This is a genomic window from Paenibacillus luteus, from assembly GCF_006542765.1.
Classification (GTDB): domain Bacteria; phylum Bacillota; class Bacilli; order Paenibacillales; family Paenibacillaceae; genus Pristimantibacillus; species Pristimantibacillus luteus.
Window position 1 is genome coordinate 111,312 of the sequence record NZ_SKCD01000033.1, and the last position, 24,407, is coordinate 135,718.

The 24,407-nt window shown below is 48.3% G+C and carries 19 protein-coding genes and 1 pseudogene; 19 read left to right on the top strand and 1 reads right to left on the bottom strand.

The window, feature by feature from the left end; translation table 11 throughout:
* Positions 1-77 precede the first annotated feature (77 nt).
* From E0496_RS22760 to ppk1, 9 genes are all read left to right on the top strand, one after another.
* A complete protein-coding gene (locus E0496_RS22760) occupies positions 78-3,845 on the top strand; it encodes a DNA polymerase III subunit alpha (RefSeq protein ID WP_141504078.1) in 3,768 nt (1,255 codons plus the stop codon).
* Positions 3,846-4,173: 328 nt separating this feature from the next.
* Entirely contained in the window at positions 4,174-4,665 is a 492-nt protein-coding gene (locus tag E0496_RS22765) for a phosphatidylglycerophosphatase A family protein (RefSeq protein WP_141504079.1), read from the top strand.
* Positions 4,666-4,760: 95 nt separating this feature from the next.
* Positions 4,761-4,952, top strand: a complete 192-nt coding sequence (locus E0496_RS22770) for a hypothetical protein (protein WP_053374720.1) — start codon at positions 4,761-4,763, stop codon at positions 4,950-4,952.
* 40 nt (positions 4,953-4,992) lie between these two features.
* Positions 4,993-5,862, top strand: coding sequence for an acetyl-CoA carboxylase, carboxyltransferase subunit beta (gene accD / locus E0496_RS22775; RefSeq protein WP_141504080.1), 870 nt, complete (start codon positions 4,993-4,995; stop codon positions 5,860-5,862).
* The gene (locus E0496_RS22780; RefSeq protein ID WP_141504081.1) at positions 5,852-6,922 is read left to right on the top strand and encodes an acetyl-CoA carboxylase carboxyltransferase subunit alpha; all 1,071 of its coding nucleotides are present in this window, start codon (positions 5,852-5,854) and stop codon (positions 6,920-6,922) included. The genes accD and E0496_RS22780 overlap by 11 nt, the downstream gene beginning before the upstream one ends.
* Before the next feature lie 94 nt (positions 6,923-7,016).
* Positions 7,017-8,771, top strand: a complete 1,755-nt coding sequence (gene pyk, locus E0496_RS22785; protein WP_141504082.1) for a pyruvate kinase — start codon at positions 7,017-7,019, stop codon at positions 8,769-8,771.
* Positions 8,772-8,871: 100 nt separating this feature from the next.
* Positions 8,872-9,339, top strand: coding sequence for an acyl-CoA thioesterase (locus E0496_RS22790; protein WP_141504083.1), 468 nt, complete (start codon positions 8,872-8,874; stop codon positions 9,337-9,339).
* Between the two features lie 106 nt (positions 9,340-9,445).
* Positions 9,446-9,838: an FxsA family protein gene (locus E0496_RS22795; RefSeq protein ID WP_141504084.1), complete on the top strand. Its 393-nt coding sequence runs from the start codon at positions 9,446-9,448 to the stop codon at positions 9,836-9,838.
* A gap of 254 nt (positions 9,839-10,092) precedes the next feature.
* Positions 10,093-12,153, top strand: a complete 2,061-nt coding sequence (gene ppk1, locus E0496_RS22800) for a polyphosphate kinase 1 (protein WP_141504085.1) — start codon at positions 10,093-10,095, stop codon at positions 12,151-12,153.
* Here the strand turns inward: ppk1 and E0496_RS22805 are convergent.
* Positions 12,131-13,678: a Ppx/GppA phosphatase family protein gene (locus tag E0496_RS22805; protein ID WP_141504086.1), complete on the bottom strand. Its 1,548-nt coding sequence runs from the start codon at positions 13,676-13,678 to the stop codon at positions 12,131-12,133. The two genes, ppk1 and E0496_RS22805, sit on opposite strands and share 23 nt — an antisense overlap.
* Positions 13,679-13,984: 306 nt before the next feature.
* Between E0496_RS22805 and citZ the strand changes: the two genes are divergently transcribed.
* The 10 genes and pseudogenes from citZ to E0496_RS37235 form a co-directional block, all read left to right on the top strand.
* Positions 13,985-15,097, top strand: a complete 1,113-nt coding sequence (gene citZ / locus E0496_RS22810; RefSeq protein WP_141504087.1) for a citrate synthase — start codon at positions 13,985-13,987, stop codon at positions 15,095-15,097.
* A 170-nt stretch (positions 15,098-15,267) separates the two neighbouring features.
* A complete protein-coding gene (icd, locus tag E0496_RS22815) occupies positions 15,268-16,563 on the top strand; it encodes an NADP-dependent isocitrate dehydrogenase (protein WP_141504088.1) in 1,296 nt (431 codons plus the stop codon).
* A gap of 399 nt (positions 16,564-16,962) precedes the next feature.
* Positions 16,963-17,904 carry a malate dehydrogenase gene (mdh, locus tag E0496_RS22820; protein WP_141504089.1) on the top strand — a complete coding sequence of 314 codons (942 nt, stop codon included), beginning with the start codon at positions 16,963-16,965 and terminating at the stop codon, positions 17,902-17,904.
* Between the two features lie 121 nt (positions 17,905-18,025).
* Positions 18,026-20,185, top strand: coding sequence for a DNA helicase RecQ (recQ, locus tag E0496_RS22825; protein ID WP_141504090.1), 2,160 nt, complete (start codon positions 18,026-18,028; stop codon positions 20,183-20,185).
* A gap of 176 nt (positions 20,186-20,361) precedes the next feature.
* Positions 20,362-20,790 (top strand): hypothetical protein, encoded by a 429-nt coding sequence (locus tag E0496_RS22830; protein WP_141504091.1) that lies wholly within the window; start codon positions 20,362-20,364, stop codon positions 20,788-20,790.
* 40 nt (positions 20,791-20,830) lie between these two features.
* A complete protein-coding gene (locus tag E0496_RS22835; RefSeq protein WP_141504092.1) occupies positions 20,831-21,787 on the top strand; it encodes a sugar kinase in 957 nt (318 codons plus the stop codon).
* Positions 21,788-21,789: 2 nt separating this feature from the next.
* Positions 21,790-22,572 carry a DeoR/GlpR family DNA-binding transcription regulator gene (locus tag E0496_RS22840; RefSeq protein ID WP_141504093.1) on the top strand — a complete coding sequence of 261 codons (783 nt, stop codon included), beginning with the start codon at positions 21,790-21,792 and terminating at the stop codon, positions 22,570-22,572.
* Positions 22,573-22,887: 315 nt separating this feature from the next.
* The gene (locus E0496_RS37230; protein ID WP_421924584.1) at positions 22,888-23,028 is read left to right on the top strand and encodes a DUF7336 domain-containing protein; all 141 of its coding nucleotides are present in this window, start codon (positions 22,888-22,890) and stop codon (positions 23,026-23,028) included.
* 169 nt (positions 23,029-23,197) lie between these two features.
* Positions 23,198-24,058, top strand: a complete 861-nt coding sequence (locus tag E0496_RS22850; RefSeq protein WP_161601524.1) for an aminoglycoside 6-adenylyltransferase — start codon at positions 23,198-23,200, stop codon at positions 24,056-24,058.
* A 41-nt stretch (positions 24,059-24,099) separates the two neighbouring features.
* Positions 24,100-24,267: pseudogene (locus tag E0496_RS37235) on the top strand (IS256 family transposase); the annotation flags it as partial.
* Positions 24,268-24,407 lie beyond the last annotated feature (140 nt).

Genomic DNA, 24,407 nt, shown 5'->3' on the forward strand with positions numbered 1-24,407 from the left:
ATTCTATGGGCGTGTCCACTGCTAATATGATAAAATAGAGATAACTTATTTGGACGCAGCGGAAAGGAACGGATGCAATGAGCGGCGAGAACCAACAATCATTCGTGCATTTGCACGTTCACAGCGAATATAGCCTACTTGATGGTGCCGCAAGAATCCGCGACCTAACGGCAAGAGCAGCGGAGCTTGGCATGAAGGCGCTCGCGTTGACTGACCATGGGGTTATGTACGGTGCAATTCCATTTTACCGGGCATGCCGTGCGCATGGCATTAAACCGATTATCGGCTGTGAGCTCTATATGACGGCCGGGTCCCGCTTTGAGAAAGGGACACGCAAGGAAAACCCGATCTACCATTTGATCGTGCTTGCCAAGAACGAGACGGGTTATCGGAATTTGATGAAGCTTAGCTCGATTGCCCATTTGGAGGGCTTTCATTATAAACCGCGCGTTGATTTAGAGGTTCTAAGGACGCATTCGGAAGGATTGATTTGCCTAAGTGCGTGTTTAGGAGGAGAAGTATCCCAGCATTTGCTGCATGAACGCATAGAAGAAGCTAGGAACAGTGCTTTACGGTACAAAGCGATTTTTGGCGATGACTTTTATTTAGAGCTGCAGGATCATGGGATGCTGGATCAGAAGAAGGTTAATGCCGAAATGATTAAGCTGGCTGCTGAAACAGGCATCAAGCTTGCGGCGACAAACGATGTGCATTATCTCCAAGCAGAGGATGCCGCTGTGCAGGACGTACTTATTTGTATTGGCACGGGCAAGACGATAGAGGATACCGATCGGCTGCGTATGCTTACTGATCAGATGTATATGAAAAGTGCAGATGAAATGGCGCTTTTATACCGGCATGTGCCAGAAGCATTGGCGAATACGATAGAAATTGCAAGCAAATGCGAGCTGGAGCTTACGCTTGGCCGTGCTGCTCTTCCTGTGTTTCGGCCGGTGCCTGATGCGATGAGCTCATCCGATTATTTAAGGACATTATGCCAAGACGGGTTGACCGCAAGATATGCGGGCTTGTCCGAATGGGCGGACGATGCCGAGTTCAAGCAGAAGGCAGAGGAGCGTCTAGCATATGAGCTTTCTGTCATCGACAATATGGGCTTTAGCGATTATTTTCTTATCGTTTGGGATTTTGTTCGATTTGCCCATGAGCGCGGCATACGGACAGGACCGGGTCGAGGTTCCTCCGCAGGCAGCTTGGTAGCCTATACCCTTCGGATAACTGATGTTGATCCGCTGAAATACAAGCTTTTGTTCGAGCGTTTTCTGAATCCGGAGAGAATCTCAATGCCGGATATCGATATCGATTTCAACGATGAGCGACGAGACGAAGTTATCGCCTATGTTGCGGCCAAATACGGGGATGAGCATGTCGCCCAAATCATTACTTTCGGTACGATGGCAGCCAAGGCTGCGGTTCGGGATGTAGGGCGAGCGATGAACGTTCCATTTCAAGAAGTGGACCGCGCTGCGAAGCTCATTCCGAACCAGCTTGGCATTACGCTTGAGGAAGCGCTTCGCATCAGCAGTGAGCTGCGTGAAGCAAGTGAGCGGCAGCCGAAGACGGCGGCTTTGCTTCAGATGGCTTTGAAGGTAGAGGGAATGCCTCGCCATGCGTCCACGCATGCGGCTGGTGTTGTTATCTCGCAAGAGCCTCTAACCCACTATACGCCCATACAGGGCGGAAGCGAGCAAATACCGCTGACGCAATATTCCATGGAGCATCTGGAAGCGATCGGCCTTCTCAAAATGGATTTTCTCGGTTTGCGGACGCTGTCTATTCTAGAGCGTGCCTTGCAAGCCGTAAAGGACCAGCACGGTAAAATTATTGATTTTCATACGATAAGCGATAATGATCCAGCGACCTATGCGATGTTAAGCCGGGGAGATACGACGGGCATATTTCAGCTCGAGTCCTCCGGCGTAAGGCGCGTCTTAAAGGAAATGAAACCGACGGAATTCGAGGACATCGTTTCGGTGCTTGCGTTATACCGTCCGGGCCCCATGGAATTTATTCCGAAATATATTCAGGGCAAGCATGGATTAGTGACGGTCGAGTACCCGCATCCTTCGCTGGAGCCTATTTTGTCAGATACGTATGGCATCATCGTCTATCAGGAGCAAATCATGCAAATTGCTTCCGCAATGGCCGGTTTCTCGCTTGGCGAAGCTGATTTGCTGCGTCGTGCCGTATCGAAGAAAAAGCGCGAGGTACTTGACGAGGAGAGGGCGCATTTTGTTAAGGGCAGCTTGGCACAGGGGTATTCCGAGTCCGATGCCAATCACGTTTACGATATGATCGTCAGGTTCGCCGATTACGGCTTCCCACGCGCGCATGCGGCAGCCTACGGTGTGCTTGCTTTCCAGACGGCTTGGCTCAAAGCCAACTATCCGGTTCCTTTCATGGCTTCCATGTTGGCTTCTGTGACAGGCAACCAGCGGAAAACTGCGGAATATGTAGATGAGTGCCGCCGTATGGGCATTGCCGTGCTGCCTCCTGACGTCAATGAAAGCAGCGTATCCTTTACGCCTGTAGATAAAGCAGTGCGCTTTGGGCTTGCCGCGATTAAAAACGTCGGTACGCAGGCAATTGAAGCACTTATGAAGGAACGAGGAGAAAGCCCTTTTGAAAGCTTGCTCGATCTTTGTCAGCGCGTAGACCTGCGGGTTGTGAACAAGCGAGTGCTCGAATCGCTCATTCAAGCAGGGGCGTTAGATACTTTGCCTGGGCATCGTGCCCAGTTGCTCGGTGCGCTTGAAGAAACGGTGGAGGCTGCCGTCAAGTGGCGCAAGGAGCGAGAGGAGCTTCAGCTCGAAATGTTCGGGCTCGATGAAGTGCAGAACTGGGATGTAGAGCTGCCGGATATACGTCCGTATACGTCCGCACAGCAGCTTGATTTCGAACGCGAACTGCTGGGGCTTTATATATCGGGCCATCCTTTAGACGGGGCGGAGCAGCAGCTAAGCACGTTAGGGCTCGACCGGTTGGTTGAACTTAGCGAAGCGAAGGATGGTAATATCGCCATCCTAGGTGTAATGATCGTCTCCCTAAAGCCGTTTACGAATAAAAAAGGGCTCGCTATGGGTTTTCTTGAGGTAGAGGATCACATTTTGCGTGTGGAAGCTGTTGTCTTTCCAACGACATGGAAGCGGATCGGCAGCAAGCTGGTCAAAGGCGGTTTGGCAATTATCCAGGCAACGGTACAGCAGCAGGATGATGACTTTAAGCTCATTGTTGAGGACTGCGTGCCCATTGATCTTGAAGATGTTGGGCTGGCTGATCAGGTTAAACGGCTTCAGAAGCAGGCGCAAGCGCGCGCGGCACGCGTTTCCGGAAGCGCAACGCCGGTATCGTCGGGTGGTTCTGCAACGAGGGACAGGACGCAGAGCGGCTATGGACAAGCGGCCCGAGGGGCTGCATCCGTTAAGCAACAGACGAGTCAGGAACCGGCTGTCAAACCTAACAGACAGCAAGTGACGGGAACAAGGCAAGGTGCAGCACATGGAACGGAGCAAGGGACAACACAAGGAACAGGGCAAGGATCAGTACAAGGGACCGTCCAAGGAGCAGCACAGGATCGTTCTGCCCTAGGCGAACGCAAACCGCAGCGCGTCTATATCAAAATCGTGGCAGAGAAAGAAGAACCTGCTGTTCTGGAACAGCTAAAACGTTTATTGGTGGCACACAGCGGCCAGAACGATACGGTTCTCTTCTATGTGCAAGGACAAAAGTCAATCGCGCTTAGCGAAAGCTACCGGGTGAAGCCATCCCCGCAGTTGATATCAGTTATTGAGGAGCTTCTTGGAGAAGGCACGATCGTTGTGAAATAATTGCAGCTTAACTTGCAGTCGGATTCTTGTCTGATACGATCTATTTAAATTAAAGAAGACAGCTGCAAGTGCGTTCCAAAAGAATGTTCTCCTCACGCAGTGATCAAAACATAAATAATTCTAGTTCAAGTAAATTTCCTTCCGAATGCTTCCGGAAACAAATGTATTTCGTATGCACATCAGGGCTTGTTCGCGCATATGTTTAGAGATACAAGCGGCGATGACAATTAAGCTTGCCAGAATAAGTTCGGTTTTCTGGACACGGTCATCTGCTCACGCTAATGTTTTCAAGCTAAACGTACAAGCAGTTACGGGAGGGATGAGTTCGATGACAGGTATCGAGAAATGGCTCTTGAAGCGGGGAGTATCGGTCGACAACGTAACGGAAATCGTGTACACGCTGCAGCGTCCTTACAACGCTGATCTGACGATGGAGGAATGCGAGGAGAGCGTGAGAGCTGTACTCGCCAAGCGGGAAGTGCAATATGTGATGTATACAGGCATTGCTCTTGATGAGCTTGCTGAACGAAAATTGCTGCCTGAGCCTTTGCAATCGATCATGGAAAATGACGAGTCTCTTTACGGCGTAGATGAGACGCTGGCACTCGGCATTACAAATGTTTATGGCATGATTGGATTGACGAGCTTCGGATATTTGGATAAAGTAAAACCCGGTATTATTCGTCAATTGAATGTGAAGGGCGAGCGTATTCATGTGTTTCTGGACGACTTGGTTGCTGGATTGGCTGCTGCCGCATCGGCAAGAATTGCACATCAGGACCCGAAAGCGATCCGATATGATTTGCCGGATTCGCCCTGACTATGGTATCATTATGAGATCATATGGCCTGTTACCGGGATAGCTATGCTTAGTAAGTGAACTTTGCGGTAGCAAAGTTTTCAGGAGGTACCATGATGTGGACGGTCATTTATATCGCACCAACAGCAAAAATCGCAGATAACATCAAGAAGCGGCTAACGGAAGAAGGATTTTTGGTGAAAATCCGCTCCGTCAATCTGTCCAAACAGCAATACGAGATACTAGTTCCGTCTGGCGAGTTGGAGGAAGTTCAGGAAGTATTCAACTCCATTATGCGGCCATTATGATGGACTGCTCTATACTATTGCGCCTTGAGAGGTGTCACACGTGCAAATAAAGGACTTATTTACGAAGAAGAAATATGCGACAATACCTTCGGAACCGCGCAAGCGCGAGGTTCCTGAGGGCTTGATGAATAAGTGCCCAAAATGCGGCACAATTCAGTACAGCAAAGAGTTGGAAAAGAATTTAAAGGTATGTTCCTCGTGCAGCCATCACTATCGGCTAACCGCTTTGGAACGTATTGCTTTAACGCTCGATGACGGGCATTTGTTAGAATACGATGCGGATATGGAATCCGTCGATCCTCTAAACTTTCCTGGTTATGCCAACAAGCTTGAGCAGCAGAAGAGCAAGTCCAGTCTTCGCGAAGCTGTTATTACAGGAGAAGGTGCGATCGGCGGTTTTCCGGTTGTCATTGCCGTAATGAGCTTTGATTTTTTCACGGGAAGTATGGGATCGGTCGTTGGAGAGAAGATTACTAGAGCGATAGAAGCGGCTCATGCGAAGCAATTGCCGCTTCTCATTTTCTCTACTTCGGGTGGCGCCCGCATGCAGGAGAGTATCCTCAGCTTGATGCAAATGGCCAAGACAAGCGCAGCGCTTTCGAAATTTCAAAGCGCGGGTGGTTTGTTTATTTCGATTTTTACCGATCCTACTACAGGCGGGGTATCGGCAAGCTTCGCGAGCTTGGGTGATTATAATTTGGCCGAGCCTGGCGCATTGATCGGCTTTGCTGGACGAATTGTTATCGAACAGACAATTCGCCAGAAGCTGCCGGATGATTTCCAGACGGCTGAGTTTAATTTGCAGCACGGCCAGCTCGATAAGGTCGTACACCGCAAAGATATGAAGCCTACGTTAGCAAAGCTGCTCGATATGCATTGCGTAAGGGAGGAAACATCTTATGGCGGGTGAACTGCCTTTTGAAAAACCGCTCAACGATATGCGGCAGAAGGTTACGGAGCTGAAAACCTTAAGCGTCGAGAAGGGCATTGACTTTACGGAAGAAATTTTGCAGCTTGAGCAGAAATGCAAGCAGCTGGAAGAAGAGCTTTACAGCGAGCTAAGCCCTGCTCAAAAGATGCACATGGCACGCCATCATCAGCGTCCAACATCGCTTGATTTTATTCAAACGGTGTTTACCGATTTTATGGAGTTGCACGGCGATCGTCTCTTTGCAGATGATCTTGCGATCGTTGGCGGTCTGGCTAAGCTTAACGGCGTCCCTGTGACAGTCATTGGCCATCAGCGAGGCAAGGATACTCGTGAGAATATCGCCCGTTTCTTCGGAAGTCCTCATCCCGAGGGCTTCCGCAAGGCACTTAGGCTGATGGAGCAAGCGAATAAGTTCAAGCGCCCAATCATTACTTTTATTGATACGAAGGGTGCTTATCCGGGCAAAACCGCTGAAGAACGCGGCCAATCAGAAGCGATTGCGCGTAATTTGCGGGAAATGGCCGGCTTCGGCGTGCCTATCATTTGTATCGTTATCGGAGAAGGCGGCAGTGGCGGCGCACTAGCTTTAGGCGTGGGCAACCGCGTACTTATGCTTGAAAATGCTATCTATAGCGCGATTTCCCCAAATGGAGCCGCATCGATTTTGTGGAAGGATGCTTCCCGTGCGGACGAAGCTGCCGAGGCAATGAAAATAACAGCCAAGGATTTGCTTGAATTTGGCGTTATTGAAGATATCGTGGCTGAGCCGCAGGGCGGTGCACATAAGGATCTAGCTTTTCAAGCTGAGCAAATTAAAGTCAAGCTGTGGCATCATCTGCAGGAGCTCAGAACGATGAGTTCGGAGCAGCTTATCGAAGATCGCTATAATAAATTCCGTAAGGTGGGCCAATTCAAGATCGTGGAACAGCCTGCCGCAGCTTCCAGTGCTTCTGCAAGCGATGAGAATCATGGTGAAGCAACTGACGGTACGGAGCAAACTCAGCAGCAATTATCTGAAGCAGCGCCAACCGTTCAGTAAATTATATGTAAAATTGATTATTTCACTGTACAAGCAGTGGGGTGTCATGTCAGTATAGAATAGAATATCAGGCAATTTACGGAGGAAACTTAACATGCGCAAAACTAAAATCGTTTGTACGATCGGTCCATCCAGCGAATCGTTGGAGAACACAAAGAAACTAATCAAGGCAGGCATGAACGTTGCCCGTCTTAACTTCTCCCACGGAGATTTTGAAGAGCACGGCAACCGAATCAAAAATATTCGTATAGCTAATGCAGAACTTGGTACTTCGGTAGCTGTTTTGCTTGATACGAAAGGTCCTGAGATTCGTCTAGGCAAGCTGAAGGAAGAGCCGATTGAACTAAATCAAGGCGAAATCGTTACGCTTACTACGGAAGAAATCCTAGGTGACCGCAACCGTGTTCCTATTACGTACAACAACCTTCCAAACGATGTTACTGTCGGATCAACAATCTTGATCGATGACGGCTTGATCGGTTTGACAGTTGAAGAAGTAAAAGGTACGGAAATCGTTTGCCGCATCGTAAACAGTGGTCCAATCAAAAGCAAAAAAGGCGTTAACGTGCCTGGCGTGAAAATTTCATTGCCTGGTATTACCGAGAAGGACGCTAATGATATCGTATTCGGTATCGAACAAGGCGTAGATTTCATTGCTGCTTCTTTTGTGCGTAAAGCAAGCGACGTGCTTGAAATCCGTGAGCTTCTTGAGCGTCACAATGCTGGTCATATCCAAATCATTTCAAAAATTGAAAACCAAGAAGGCGTAGACAATCTCGATGAGATTCTTGAGGTTTCTGACGGCTTAATGGTTGCGCGTGGCGACCTTGGCGTAGAAATTCCAGCTGAAGAAGTGCCGCTCGTTCAAAAAAATATGATTAAAAAAGGCAATCGCGTTGGTAAACCGGTAATTACGGCTACGCAAATGCTTGATTCCATGCAGCGCAACCCGCGTCCAACACGCGCAGAAGCAAGCGATGTTGCGAATGCGATCTTTGACGGCACGGATGCAATTATGCTATCTGGCGAAACAGCTGCTGGGCGTTACCCAACAGAGTCCGTACAGACGATGGCTCGTATTGCTGAGCGCGCAGAAGCGGCTTTGGAATACCGTGAAATCTTCACAAAGCAAGCAAATGCACAACAAACTTCCGTAACGGAAGCAATCAGTCAGGCGGTTGCGAACTCAGCTCTTGATCTACGTGCGAAAGCGATTATTACTTCGACTCAAAGCGGCTTTACCGCTCGCATGGTATCGAAGTACAAGCCTAAAGCTCCAATCATTGCTGTAACGACAGATGAGAAAGTATTGCGTCGTCTTTCCCTTATTTGGGGCGTGTTCGCGGTACTTGGCCCGGATGCCGATACAACGGATGAAATGTTCGAAAATGCGGTTAAAGGCGCGATGAGCACGGGCTTCTTGAGCCTTGGCGATACAGTCGTTATTACTGCAGGTGTTCCTGTTGGCCGTGCGGGTACGACCAACCTGATTAAAATTCACCACATCGGTGAGCTTTTGGCTCAAGGACAAGGTATCGGCAGCCAAACAGCTATCGGTAAAATCGTTGTTGCTCGTACTCCAGAAGAAGCGATCGCAAAAACGACGCAAGGTTCTATCCTGGTTACGATTTCAACGGACAAAGAATATATGCCTGCGTTTGAGAAAGCTGGAGCGGTTATTACGGAGCAAGGCGGTATTACTAGCCATGCTGCAGTAGTCGGCCTTAACCTTGGAATCCCAGTTATTCTAGGCATTACTAATGCGACAGAATTGTTGAAAGATGGCATGGAAGTTACCATCTACGGCGAGACTGGCGTCATCTACCATGGTCAATCAAAAGTACTGTAATTGCGCAGCCGCTTTTAAATGAACCTTATAGTACAAAAGCTAAAGCGATGGTGATCTCACCGTCGCTTTTTGCTAATCATATAGGCTCAGGAGGAATAAGATGCTCGCAGCTTCCACTTGGTGTATGCATCCGATTCGTGTCCGTTATCAGGAAACGGATCAAATGGGTGTCGTGTTCCACGGAAATTATGTAACCTGGTTCGAGATTGGACGTACAGAATGGATAAGAAATGCAGGTTATCATTATAAAGAAATTGAAGAGCGGGGCTTACTGCTGCCTGTTGTTGACTTGCAATGCAAATATGTGCTCCCAGCACGTTATGATGATATGGTTCTTGTGTGCACAAGGATAGCGGATTGCTCGCCGCTTAGGGTTTCTTTTGAATCACAGATCAGACGGGTGGACGCCACTGACTTTCATGCCTCGCAGCTTGCGGCAACGGAACAATTACCAGGAGAACTGCTGGTTGAAGGTGGTACGAAGCATGTATGGGTTAACGCGAACTGGCAGCCGTCCAGGCTAAACAAAGTGATGCCAGAGTTGTATGAGCTGTTGCGTACCAGGTGATTTTTTAACGCAAACTAGGCTTATGCTAACGAAGTAAGTTTGCTTCGCAAACTAAGCTTATGCTTACGAAGTAAGTTTGCTTCGCAAACTTTTAGGAGGTCAAATCATGTCCAAATGGTTGTTGGCTGTCATTATTGTAGTACCATTTATAGAGCTTTGGGGCATATTTCAGGTCGGGAGCTGGATTGGCGGCTGGAATACGTTTTTTATCCTTATTGTAATGGCTCTTGCCGGCGCTTATTTAGCGAAGGCAGAAGGGCGCAAAGTTTGGGGAGAGGCTCAGCGCCAAATGCAGGCCGGACAAATTCCAGGCCAGTCGCTTTTAGATGGACTTTGCGTGCTCGCTGGTGGGCTACTGCTGCTCATTCCCGGTTTTCTGTCAGATATTGTGGGTATCACACTCCTAATCCCCGGGACACGTGCCTACTACCGCCAAATCATGCTGCACTGGATAGAAAAACGGATTCGCAATGGTAATTTTAGAATCGGAAGGTTCTAATATTTACGTGACATTTACAAAAGGTTAACATGGCAATAATAGTTATGCTTCATAATAAAGTGAACATATGTCGTATCCTGTCACTAATGGCAAGCGATTGTGATTTTTAGCTCGCCGAATATGTGAATAGGCGCTGCTTATGTGTAAATAGGATAGCCTGAGCTTCAAGCTTGTGAAGCAGTCTTCAATTCGAAGCTGCAGCGTAAGCTAAGAGAGAAGGTTTACTTAGCATAATGACTCAGGAGGCGTGAGAAATGACCAAGCTTTTGTCCAACTATGTAAACCGCGACTTAAGTTGGATCGAATTCAATCGAAGGGTTCTTGAGGAAGCTCAGGATACGAGCAATCCTTTGCTCGAGAGAGCCAAGTTTCTAGCGATTGTCACGAGCAATTTGGATGAATTTATGAGTGTGCGGGTGGCAGGCATACAAATGCAGATGCGGGCAGGTCTGTCGAAAACGGATTTTACTGGATACACGCCTTCTGGACTGTGGAAAAGGCTCATCAAGCGCGCTACGCAGATGGTAAATGATCAATATCGTACATATCGAGAAGTATTTCGCGGCTTAAGTCGTGAAGGTATATTTATTCGTACTATTGAAGAGCTCAACATATCGCAGACCAAGGCAGTGTCGGACTATTTTCATGAAATTGTATTTCCAGTTTTAACACCAATGGCTGTTGACCAAAGCCGACCGTTCCCACTTGTTCATACGAAAGAATTGTATTTGGCTGTGCTTCTCAGACAAGACAGTGACCCGTCAGAGGAAGAGCCGTTATTCGCAATCGTTCAGGTTCCATCTATTTTACCTCGTTTTGTTCCGGTTCCAGGCAGAGTGAACAGCAAAAAAACAGAGTTTGTGCTGCTTGAAGATTTAATCGAGCAGTTTATTGATACCTTGTTCAATGGCTATATTCCATTCTCCGTCAATCCATTCCGGTTGACAAGGGACGCAGATATTACGCTCAACGAAGAGGATGCGGAGGATCTGCTTGAAGAAATTGAGAAGGAGCTTCGCCGCCGCCGCTGGGGCATTCCTGTGAGGCTTGAGGTTGCAAAGGGAATGCACCCTTATGCGCTTGAAATGCTGACCGAAGAGCTTGAGATTGAAGATAATCTATTCGAAATCGACGGCCCTCTTGATCTAAGCTTCTTGATGAAGTTCGCAGGCGCCGTGCCGGGCAACGAAAACTTACGTTATGAGAAGCTGGAGCCTGTGTATCCAAGAGAATTCGATGAGACCGATGATATGTTCGAGGTGATACGCCAGCGTGACGTTTTGATGTACCATCCGTATGAATCTTTTGATGCAGTTAATGATTTTGTCATGCAGGCAGCCTATGACCCGGACGTGCTGGCGATCAAAATGACATTGTATCGCGTCAGCGGCCAGTCTGCGCTCGTCCAGGCACTTGCCAAGGCAGGCGAGTCAGGCAAGCAGGTGACGGTAGTTGTAGAGCTAAAGGCGAGGTTTGACGAGGAACGGAACATTGCATGGGCGCGCCAGCTGGAGAAAGCAGGCTGTCATGTCGTTTATGGCTTGGTTGGACTGAAGACACATGCGAAAATTTTGCTGGTCGTTCGTCGCGAGCAAGGAACTTTGCGTCGTTTCGTTCATGTAGGCACAGGCAATTACAATGACAGTACAGCGACGTTATACACGGACATCGGTCTATTTACCTCGCATCCTGTCATTGGCGGTGATGCTTCGGCATTATTTAACGAAGTGACTGGATACTCCTCGCCTTACGAGTGGAAGGCATTTGGTGTCGCGCCGTCAGACTTGAAGGAAAAGCTTTACCGGCTGATCGATCGCGAACGGTTAAATGCAATCGCTGGAAAGCCGGCCAGGATCATTGCGAAGATGAATTCCTTATCGAACCAGGAAATGATTGACAAATTATATGAAGCTTCACAAGCAGGCGTGAAGATCGTATTGATCGTACGCGGCGTATGCTGCTTGCGTCCAGGGGTGCCTGGCCGGAGCGAAAATATACAAGTAATTAGCATTGTAGATCGCTTCCTTGAGCATGCAAGAATCATGTATTTCCATAACGGCGGGGAGGAAGAAGTATATCTGTCAAGCGCGGATTGGATGACACGGAATTTGACAAGACGTATCGAGCTGATGTGTCCGGTATTCGATATGTCACTTAGACAGATTTTGATCAAAATGCTTCAGCTTAATATCGATGATAATGTGAAGGCGCGCGAACTGCGGCCGAACGGCACTTACGAGCATATTTCAAGTGAAGATAAGCAGCCGTTCCGCAGTCAGTTTGAGGCAAAAGCTATAGCGTCGTGGAAGGGATAGGGGAAGAAGTGTAATCCAGGCTTGGCGTTACGCCCCATAGCTTCTTGAATTCAGTACCCAGCTCTTCCACCTCTCGTCGCTCGACGGCTAAGGCGCCGCGCGGCTGGATTGGACGAAGCAGCAGTTGGCTTCCATCCAGTTGAACGTTTAACTGGGCAATGGCCTGCGTTTCTGTGCGGTCCAATGCTGCAGAAAGCTGGAGCAAGGAACCAAGCTTATAAATAATAGCAAGGTCGGATTCGTTCAGCAGCTCCTTATATTCGGAAATATGCTGACGGGCCCGGCCTTTGCTTTTGTAAGAGGCAATCGCTGCGGTCATAATCATTTCCCGGTGCGTAAGACCATTAAGCTGTGAATGGATAATCAAATAGAACGAATGCCTGGCGTATTCGTAATAATCGATGGAAGCTCCAATCCGGAACAATTGCGAAGCCGTATCAAGCAGTACTCTAGTCTGAGGCTGCAAGGGATACTCATAATTCAACACATCGAATAGCTCCAAGGCAATGCGGTTTACCTGCAGCACATGCTGCTTGGGGGCGGCCGGATGAAGGGCGCTTAAATTTGTAAGGCTGTATTTTAATACGTCGTCGAGCTTTGGATGGTTAGGAAACCGAGTAGCATGAAACAGTCCATCTCTTAAGCCTGCACCACAAATTCGGTAGTAGGAGGCTTTGGTTGCTCGGAAAAGGACACGCAAGATGGCTACTCCTGGTAAGACGACATCGGCGCGGTCCTTGGACAAGCCAGGCAGTTTGCGCCGTTTGTCGAGCGGCAGCTTGCGCATCTGATGGAACAGCTCATCCACCTGCTCTCCGGTAACGGGATAGTTATGCGTTTGCGGGAATGGGTATCTATAGGCTGCTTGATGCATTTTACCCAGCGCACGGACCGTTCCGCCTACACCAACAAGGGGTAAGCCAGGCGTATCGCCGATCCATGATTCATGCCTGACCGCTTCCGCGACAAAGGTCTCAAGCGCTTTTAAATCATCGTCCTGAAGGGTTCCTTTAGCCACAAAGCGTTTGTTAAGACTGACGCAGCCAAAAGGAAAGGATACGGTGCGAACGATGGCGCGATTGCGGAATAAGGATAGCTCGGTGCTTCCGCCTCCGATGTCGATAAGCAGTCCATCCCGTATTTGAAGCGAGTTGATCATGCCAAGAAAACCGTAGGATGCCTCGTCCTCGCCAGAGAGCAGCTCAATGCTGAGTCCTGTTTCTGTTTTGATTCGATTCAATATTTCGGGCCGGTTATTGGCGTTGCGAACAGCGGCTGTAGCGACTGCTCGAATACTGGTTGTATGATTATGTGTGCAAATCATGGTAAAATGGGTCAGCGTGTCGATCAGCTCGTCAATCGCTGTCCCGGGGAGACAGCCGTTCTCATCGATGCGTTCGCTTAGCCTGGCAGGCCGTTTGCTGCTGTCGGCCACACGATGGGCACCATTTGCTGTCCTCTCGTATACGACGAGCCGGACCGAGTTGGAGCCTATGTCAATAATTCCAATACGTTGTTCTGTCATGTAGCGCCTCCAATACGGCAAATTTTGCTCAGTGAATTCTCTTTTTGACATTTTACCACTATATTCGCTTCTGTAAAAATAGTTTATGCAGCGTCTAAAGTTGGAGCGAATAGGGAAAAATGCAGCTGGAGCATACGATACGATGTGGTCAAACCATAAGCGAAAAAAATATTAATGACGCCGATAAAGCATTTTTATGACGTATTTGTTCACTTCGCTGTCAAAATCATTTATGATTAATAGCGATGGTACAAATTCCGAATCCCTACTATTGTTTATGATACCCAAGTTAAAGGAGAGAGAACGATGACAGCAACTAAAGGTCTAGAAGGAATTGTTGCCGCGGCTTCGTCCATCAGCTCTATTATTGATGGCGTACTGACATACCGTGGTATCGATATTGATGATCTCGCAGCAAACGCTACTTTTGAAGAGGTCGCATATCTGCTATGGTACGGCAAATTACCTAATCGTTCCGAGCTTGACGGACTGCAAAAGCAATTGGATCAATTTGCTGCAGTACCGCAAGGCGTGCTTGATCAAATCAAGCTATATCCCAAAGACACCAACTCGATGGCTGCACTTCGTACAGCAGTATCTAGCCTGGCTTTGTACGATAGTGCTGCCAACGAGATGACTCCTGAAGCTAATCAATTGAAAGCAATCAAATTGCAAGCTCAATTGCCTACGATTATTGCTGCATTTGCCCGTATCCGTCAAGGCTTGGAGCCAGTTGCTCCAAAGCAAGGCGTATCCATCGCTTATAATTTCCTTTATATGCTAACAGGCAACGAGCCAGCTGAAGTAGCCGTTAAGGCGCTTGATCAAGCACTCGTTCTTCATGCTGACCACGAGCTGAATGCTTCGACCTTCGCAGCACGCGTTACGGTTGCAACGCTGTCAGACATTTATTCAGGCGTGACATCGGCAATTGGCGCTTTGAAAGGACCGCTTCATGGCGGTGCGAACGAAGCTGTTATGGTGATGCTCGAAGAAATCGGTTCTGCAGCTAACGTGGAGAGCTTTATTAACAACGCGCTTGCGAACAAAGTGAAAATTATGGGCTTTGGTCACCGCGTTTACAAAAACGGCGATCCTCGTGCAAAGCATTTGCAAAAAATGTCGCGCGAGCTTGGCAAGTTGACAGGCAATATGGAGCTTTATGAAATGTCTGTCAAAATCGAAGAGCTGGTCACAGGTCAAAAAGGCTTGAAGCCAAACGTTGACTTCTACTCCGCTTCCGTATACACGACGCTGGAAATTCCACGCGACCTATTTACGCCGATTTTTGCAATCAGCCGGGTTTCTGGGTGGAGCGCTCATATTCTTGAGCAATACCAAGATAACCGCTTGATTCGTCCGCGTGCCGACTACGTTGGCCCTGTTAATGCGAAGTATATTCCGATCGAGCAGCGCTAATCTCTAAATTAGGATACAATGGGAGAAGTGAACGGGCTGTCGTTCGTTCTACTTTTTCCAAATATAATCATTTATAAAGCACTACATATAAAAGATTATATGGCATTACGAAATAATACCAAATTATGCCTGCATAAGAAGCAGGCCCCATTCTAAGGAGGATTTCATTCATGGCTCAGTTCGAAAAATTCGCGCTTCCAACCGAAGGCGAGCAAATCACAATCGATAACGGTGTTCTTAATGTACCTAACAACCCGATCATCCCTTTCATTGAAGGCGACGGCACAGGCCGCGACATTTGGAAAGCTTCGAAACGCGCGCTTGACGCAGCGGTAGAGAAAGCATACAACGGCGAGAAAAAAATCGCTTGGTACGAAGTATTTGCCGGCGAAAAAGCATTCAATGAATACGGCGAATGGTTGCCAGCTGACACGCTGACAGCAATCCGCGAATACATCGTTGCGATCAAAGGTCCTTTGACTACGCCAATCGGTGGCGGTATCCGTTCTTTGAACGTTGCTCTTCGCCAAGAGCTTGACCTTTACACTTGCTTGCGCCCAGTTCGTTACTTCACTGGCGTACCTTCCCCGGTAAAACGCCCTGAGCTTGTTGACATGGTTATTTTCCGTGAAAATACAGAAGATATCTATGCAGGTATCGAGTACCAAGAAGGTTCTGCAGAAGTGAAAAAAGTAATCGAGTTCCTTCAAAATGAAATGGGAGCAAACAAAATTCGCTTCCCTGAAACTTCAGGTATTGGCATCAAGCCGGTATCCAAAGAAGGTTCACAACGTCTTGTTCGTGCAGCAATCGAATATGCGATCAAGCACGGTAAAAAATCCGTTACGCTTGTACACAAAGGCAACATCATGAAATACACAGAAGGCGCGTTCAAAAACTGGGGCTACGAAGTGGCTGAGCAAGAATTCGCTAACGAAACCTTTACATGGGGCGAATACGACCGCATTAAAGAAGCAGAAGGCACAGACGCTGCTAACAAAGCACAAAAAGATGCAGAAGCTGCTGGCAAGCTAATCGTAAAAGACGCAATCGCGGATATCGCATTGCAGCAAGTTCTTACTCGTCCAACTGATTTCGATGTAATCGCAACATTGAACCTTAACGGTGACTACCTGTCCGACGCTCTTGCTGCTCAAGTTGGCGGTATCGGTATCGCTCCAGGCGCGAACATCAACTACCTGACTGGCCACGCGATCTTCGAAGCAACACACGGCACAGCTCCAAAATATGCTGACCTTGACGTTGTAAACCCAGGTTCTGTTATCTTGTCCGGCGTAATGCTCCTTGAGCACCTTGGCTGGCAGGAAGCGGCTGACCTTATCTATAAAGGTATGGAAGCTTCGATCCACAATAAAACCGTAACTTACGATTTCGCTCGCTTGATGGAAGGCGCAACAGAAGTTAAATGTTCCGCTTTCGCAGACGAAATCATCAAAAACATGTAGTCCAACCTTTATCTTAAATTAGGGAACCCTGTCCCCTAGTTTTTACACTCACACAAAGACAAAGAATGGTGTCCCGCAGGGGACACCATTCCTCTCTTTAGCTCTTGAACTTAGGATGGCGTCGCGTAAGGGACACATTCTGTTCTTCGCTCTTGAACTTGGAATGGCGTCCCGCAGGACGAAAGCGCTCCAAGCTCAAAAGTTGCATGTGTTCGCCGTTCAATCACCTACGTTTGTCCAATTTGCAGGTGTCCAGAGGGCGCAGCGCCTTGGGGTCCTCCCTTGGAAGGGAGGATTTAGGTGGGTTCGAAAACGAACTTAGGAGCTCGAAGGTTTAAGTGGTAAATAGGGGGCAAAGGGGTCTCCCCTTTAATAAAATTTCGGGAGGGTTTACTCAAGATGGCTATAAAACGCAAAAAAATCACGGTAGTAGGAGCAGGTTTCACTGGTGCTACTACTGCACTTATGCTTGCTCAAAAAGAACTCGGCAACGTTGTTCTTGTTGATATTGCCCCGCTTGAAAACCCGACTAAAGGCAAGGCGCTCGACATGCTGGAAGCAACTCCTGTACTAGGCGTTGACGCAAGCATTATAGGTACTTCCAACTACGACGACACGAAAGATTCCGATGTTGTCATCATCACTGCGGGCATTGCCCGCAAACCAGGCATGAGCCGTGATGACCTTGTCAGCACGAACGCTGGCATTGTAAGATCCGTTTGTGAAAACATCAAAGCAAGCAGCCCAAATGCCTACGTAATCATCTTAAGCAACCCGGTTGATGCGATGACTTATGCGGCATTCCAAACGCTAGGCTTCCCTAAGAACCGCGTTATCGGTCAATCTGGCGTTCTTGACACTGCCCGTTACTGCACATTTATTGCGCAAGAGCTTAACGTATCCGTGGAAGATGTTCGCGGCTTCGTGCTTGGCGGACATGGCGATGACATGGTACCGCTCGTTCGTTATTCGAACGTTGGCGGTATTCCAATCGAGAAGCTGATCCCTGCTGATCGCATAGAAGCCATCGTTCAGCGGGCTCGCGTCGGCGGTGGCGAGATCGTTAATTTGCTGGGCAACGGCAGCGCGTACTATGCGCCTGCAGCGTCGCTCGTACAAATGACAGAAGCCATTCTTAAAGACAAAAAACGGATTCTTCCGGTCATCGCATTGCTTGAAGGCGAATACGGCTATGACAACTTGTTCATGGGCGTACCGACAATCATTGGCGGTGACGGTATCGAGAAAGTGCTTGAGCTTGACCTGACTGATGAGGAAAAGGCAGCACTTGATAAATCCGCGCAATCCGTTCGTAGCGTTATTCAAATTGTAACGGGCTAATGAATCGGATGTTAGCAGATTAAATAAATGATTGCGTTTGGGAGGACCCTGACAGAATGCTGCCAGGGTCCTCCCTGTTTATTTTTAGAGGGCAGAAGCTTTAGTTTAGGAGGAATACGGAATGATTGAACAAGCGAAGCAAGCCTTGAAACAGGTGTACGGCTACGACTCTTTCCGGAAGGGGCAAGAGGATATCATTTCGGGCATCATGCATGGAAGGGATACTCTCGCCATCTTGCCGACAGGCGGAGGTAAATCGATATGTTATCAAATTCCTTCGATGCTGCTGCCAGGTACGTCACTTGTCATTTCGCCGCTTATTTCATTAATGAAGGACCAAGTGGATGCTTTGCGCCGGGTAGGGGTTTCTGCGGCATTTCTGAACAGCTCTCTTGGAGCAGCGGAATACCGGGAGGTGATGCGGAGCGCAATGCAGGGCGAGTATAAGCTGCTGTACGTGGCGCCTGAGCGTCTCGACGCGCCGATGTTCCAATCCTTGTCCGAGCAGCTCTCGATCCCTCTGATCGCCATTGACGAGGCTCACTGCGTATCGCAATGGGGGCATGACTTCCGCCCGAGCTACAGGCAGTTGGCAGGCTGGATTGCAAGAATGAAGGATCGGCCTTTGGTAGCCGCATTTACGGCGACGGCCACGACTGAAGTAGCCGCGGACATTTCTGAAATGCTGAAGCTGCGTGACCCGAGTATATTTGTCACTGGGTTTGCCAGGCCGAATCTATCGTTGTCCGTTGTGACAGGCGTGGACAAAAAGAAGTTTCTAGAGAACTTTGTGTCTGGCCGAAAAGAGCAATCGGGCATTATTTATGCCGCAACGAGAAAAGAAGTCGAGAATGTGTATGAGCAATTGACTCGCAGAGGCATCCAGGCCGGTAAATATCACGGTGGTCTATCCGATGTGGAGCGTGCCGAAACACAGGAGAAGTTCCGTTTTGACGACATTCGCGTTATGGTGGCAACCAATGCTTTTGGGATGGGGATCGACAAGCCGAACGTTCGGTACGTGATGCACTGGCAAATGACTAGCGATATTGAATCGTATTACCAAGAGGCAGGCCGTGCGGGCAGGGACGGTGAGGAAAGTGAATGCATTCTTCTGTTTGAGCCGGCAGATATGCAGGTACAGCGATTTCTAATTGAGCAAGGCACAGGGGATACGGATCGTAAGTCGATTCAGCTCTCCAAGCTTCATACGATGATGAATTTTAGCCGGACACAGCGATGTTTGCAGCAATTCATCGTTGATTATTTTGGAGAATCAGGCGTTGAGGCATGTGGAAAATGCAGCAGCTGCCTAGACAAGAGCGAGCCGGTGAACCGGACCGAGGAGGCGAAAATGGCGCTCTCCTGTGTCGGTCGAATGAGAGGGCGTTTTGGTGTAACGATGGCGGCTAAGGTGCTGAAGGGCTCCCGTGATAAACGGCTGCTTGAATTTGGTTTAGATCGCTTGAGCACTTATGGCTTAATGCGGCATTTGCCCGAGAAGGAAATAGCGGATTGGCTGTATTGGCTCGTTGCGGAGGGTTACCTTAAGCTGAGCGAGGGGCAATACCCCGTTGTCTCTTTAACCGCAAGCGCTCTGCCAGTGCTAGAAGGCCGTGAGCCGATCATGCAAAGAGTAAGAGCGACTGTCCGGCAAGCCGCTTCTTCTGACAGCGCGATTTCTTCGCCGTTGTTCGATGCGCTCAAGCAGTGGCGCAAAGAAAAAGCTGCGGTGGAAGGCGTTCCGCCATTCATGCTGTTTTTTGACGCGACGCTTCGGGAAATTGCCAATGCACAGCCCAAAACGACGGATCAATTGCTTGGCGTAAAAGGGATCGGAGCGGCAAAGGCAGAGAAATACGGCGAGGATTTGCTTTCCCTTATCCATTCATTTGCCGGAGATGGCCAAGAGCAAGCTGCGGGAACGGTCTCGACGGTTTCGCGGGCGGGTGCGGCAACGGCCAAGCGAGTGCAAAGTGACGAACAGCCCAGCCACTTAGCCACCCTTGAGCTTTTTCAAGCCGGACAGGAGCCGGAAGAGATTGCAAAGGATCGTGGGTTAAGCAAGGTGACGGTTGAAGGACATATTATTCGCTGTGCGGATGAGGGCGAGGAAGTGGATTGGAGCCGGATCATCCCTGCGGATTACGAGCAATTGATCGTAGATGCCATTGGCGAGTTGGGCATTGAAAAACTTCGGCCGATCAAAGACGCTTTGCCGGAGGAAGTGACCTATTTTTCCATCCATGGCGTAATGAGCAAATACGGTTTCAAATCATAAAAGTGTGAAAATTTCGGGAACGATTCGGGATAAAGCGTGCAAAAAAGTGCATAAAGGTTCGTATCGGGTGCGTTATCATTTGAAAAAAGTTTCGTTTCTGATAAAATATTTAATATAGACGATTTTGGCAATTGCGGATCGTAGAATACGCGTTACCAAAACAGGAGGAGTTAAAAATGTTTAAAGTCATGTTATTTTTGCATGTGCTAGGCGCAGCCGGTATGGGCTTTTATATCGTGCTCCCTATCATGGTAGGCAGAGCTTCCAAGCTCGCTGGGGTTGGACAAGGGGGACTGGCAGAAGGCTTGCTGTCGGCGAATCGCATCGCTCAGTACTTCCTAGTGCTGCAGCTGCTAACGGGTGGTTACCTCATATCGCAAGCGGACTATTCCGTTGCATGGATGGTTATCATCGTACTGCTTTTCCTTGCCGTAGCTGCGCTCGGCGGAATCATTTCCAAGCCGCTGAAACGGGTGGTAGCCTCAATTCAAGAGGGGAAAAGCGCGACTGCGCATATTAGTAAAGCACGCGTAATGAGCATTATTGTGCTGGTGCTGTATATCGCGATTATTTATTTCATGAAATTTCCGATGTTCCAAGGTTAATTTTTTCATAAAGTCTAAAACGCTGTAGGGGGATTTTAACGTGCATGAATCATCACCACAAATTGTAACGTTTGGCGAATCAATGGCACTATTTATGCCGCAGGAGCATAAGTCGATTGAACGCGCCGCAACGCTTGAACAAAGCTTCGGCGGGGCGGAAAGCAATGTCGCAATTGGACTTGCACGTCTAGGTTCCTCTGTAGGCTGGTTTGGCGCATTGGGCGACGATCCTTTTGGCAAAATCATTCTGAAGACACTCCGCGGCGAAGGCGTTGACGTATCTCGCGCCCAGCTTAGCACGGAAGCGCCGACAGGCATGATGTTCAGGGAGCATGTAGCAGGAAGGCTCGCCGTCCATTATTTCAGAAAGCATTCGGCAGCCAGCCGGATGCTGCCGGAGCAGCTTGACGAGAACTACATACGCGGAGCCAAACTTCTTCATGTAACCGGTATCACAGCGGCGCTGAGCGAGGATTGCCGCAGGACGCTGCGCCGTGCTGTTGATATCGCCAAGGAAGCAGGCGTGCTGATCAGCTTTGACCCCAACTTGCGCCTAAAGCTGTGGTCCATCGAGGAGGCCAGAGAAGTGCTCCTTCCGCTTGCCGCGGAGGCGGACTATTTTTTACCTGGCTGGGACGAGCTTAAGCTGCTGTACGATACGGACGACTACGAGCATGTGAAGGCTGAGCTTTCGAAATTGAAGGCTGTATCCATCATCAAAGGCCGTGGAGACACGACGGTCGTATTGAACAATGGACAAGAAGAAAGTTTGCCATTTTATCCGGCTGAGCAGGTCGTTGATACGGTAGGAGCTGGTGACGGCTTCTGCGCGGGATTCCTCGCCGGAATCATGAAGGGTCTATCCCCAGTGGAATCGGTACGTCTGGCAAGCATTAATGGCTCTTTGGTCGTCCAGATGCGCGGAGATTGGGAAGCCCTTCCCGAGTGGAACGTTGTCGAGCAGCGAATGTCCACCAAAGCTTGGGTGGAGCGCTGACGATGGCTGAAGTGAATGGCTCCAAAGGGCAGCGACGCCGAGAGGCCGTGCTGCAGCTGTTGAAGCAGCAGGGACGGGTCACGATCGCGGAAATGGTTGATCGTTTCGGATGTTCAGAGGCGACGGCGCGGCGCGATCTGGAGCAAATGGAAGCGGAATATCCAATCATTCGCACCATTGGCGGAGCGATGTATGATGGCATGAATTCAGCTCGAGATTTGCCTTTTGCTGAAAAAGAGGGCTTGTCGATCTTGGAGAAGGAACGCATTGCTCAGCTCGCAGCCTCTTTAATTATGGAAGGCGACGTCATTGGTCTCTCCGGAGGGACGACGAATTTTCTGATTGCCAAGTCAATCAAGTCCCGTAAAGGGATCACGGTGGTTACGAATGCGGTTAATATCGCGATGGAGCTTGCGGGTAGTGACATTCAGGTTGTTGTCACCGGAGGGATTATGCGTCATAACAGCTTTGAGCTTTGCGGGCCTTTGGGTGAGGGAATGGTTGCTCATCTTCATATCGGTAAAATGTTTATCGGTGTCGATGGCATTTCTGCTGCAGGCGGCATTACGACTTATTCGGAGCAAGAAGCTCAAATCGCCAAAGCACTCATTAAACGCTCACAAGCGGCTTATGCCGTATTCGATCATACAAAAACCGGGCGAACCTCGCTTTTCTCGATTGCTTCACTTGCCGAGCTGCGCGGTGTTATCACTGATGTTCCGCTCACAGCCGAGCTTGCTTCAGAAATCAACGAACATGGCATTTCTGTGCATGTGACGGGTTAATTCAATTAATAAGAGACGGTATATCCACTAGCGGATATGCCGTCTTTTTTTGTGTATTCTTCTTTTATAAGGAGATGACTATCAATACTGGAGGGTGTTAGTATGGTCATAGGTTAGTGAAATGATTATATTGATTTCATGGACAAATGGACAAAACTCGGGTGTGTTGGATATGAGAATTGGCAATGGATGACTTTTATAGAAGAGGGGGGATAGACAATGAAAACGGTATTTTTAGTTCAACATGCATATGAAGTCGGAGAAGATGGAAGGTATGATGAGACTAAACTAATTGGGATCTATTCCTCATAAGAAATAGCAGAATCTGTAGTGGAAAGATATAAAACCCTGCCAGGGTTCAGAGACAACTTAGATACTTTTTATATTGATGAATATGAAATTGATAAAGATAACTGGAAGGAAGGGTTTATTGGTTGTAATGATTCAGATATATAAGTTCAACGAAAGAAATGAAGCCGAAGAGAACCCTTTAATTTTAGAATAGGTGGTTGAATAACCAAGCTAAATATCCGTCTGTGGTCGGAGGTATGGACTTGTCATTTCGGATATGCTAATTTTTGTATAAGAATTTTTTTGATGTGGAAGTGGAGGAGGTTGAATTCAGTTGGATATTTACAAAACGCTGGAAGAGCGTATTTTCCAGTGGGGCATCCAAGTCGAAGAGGTAAGTGCTATCTATATTCTTGGGTCCAGAGCGAGAGTAGAGAGGCCATTTGACGAGTTTTCTGATTTGGATGTAGTGGTCTACTTGTCCAATCCAGATTATTATTTTCAAAATGATGATTGGTTAATAAATATTGGCGAGGTGTGGACGAGTTTTCTGTTTCGAACAGTGGGCGGGGACCCCGAAAAACTTGTTCTTTTTGATAAAGGAGCGCAGGTTGACTTTCTATTCCAGCCTACATCTGATTTCCATCAATTAATCAAGAACGGGAGGATTCCAATCGGATTTCAAAGAGGGGTTAAAATCCTTCTGGATAAGACGGGAGATGGGGAAAAGCTTTTGCCTAAGGCACTGGCCGCACCTGATGAAGTGCCTGTTTCCTATGACGCTTTTAATCAAGCGGTAAGCATGTTTTGTTTTGCAACCCTCTACGTAGCCAAACAAATTTTGCGTAATGAGATATGGGTCGTCAAAGAAAGGGATCGGGATTGCAAAGGGCTGCTGCTCCAAATGATGGAATGGCATGCGAAAGCTCTAAACGGAAATACATATGATACTTGGCACGCAGGTAAGTTTATTCATGATTGGGCTGAAAAAGAGGTAGTTTCAGACTTGAAGCAAGTTTTTGGAGGATATGATCAACTTAGCAATTGGCATGCATTAATCGCTTCTTTTGACTTATTCCGCAGGTTATCTGGAGAAGTGGCAAGCAAGTATAACTATTCGTATCCGGATCCATTATTTTCAAATGTTGAGGACTGGATTACGGAACATCGTCAGTCCCTATTATTGAGTCAATAGAGATACTTAGGCGAGAATATGGCTGATATGAGGTGTGAGCGAGTATTAAAGGGATGGTTCGTTCGATTTTTGCTGCACCGATGCAGAAATTGCACGGAAATGTTTGAAGGAAAAGATAGCTGCTTTCCAAGACAAAGCACCAAAAGCGATGTGTACCGCTCGAGAACGGCTTTGATGATGCAACAGCGATTCTCATCTTTCCTGAGGAGTCCTTAGCCGCAAATTCATGGACATGGCTGCCTGCAATGAATGGCGAAAAAACCGTTGATACCCATTCCGCTAAGCTAGATAAGATTTTACACGCAAATTTGGACTTGACACTCAATCGGCTATTTCCGCCAGATTAGAT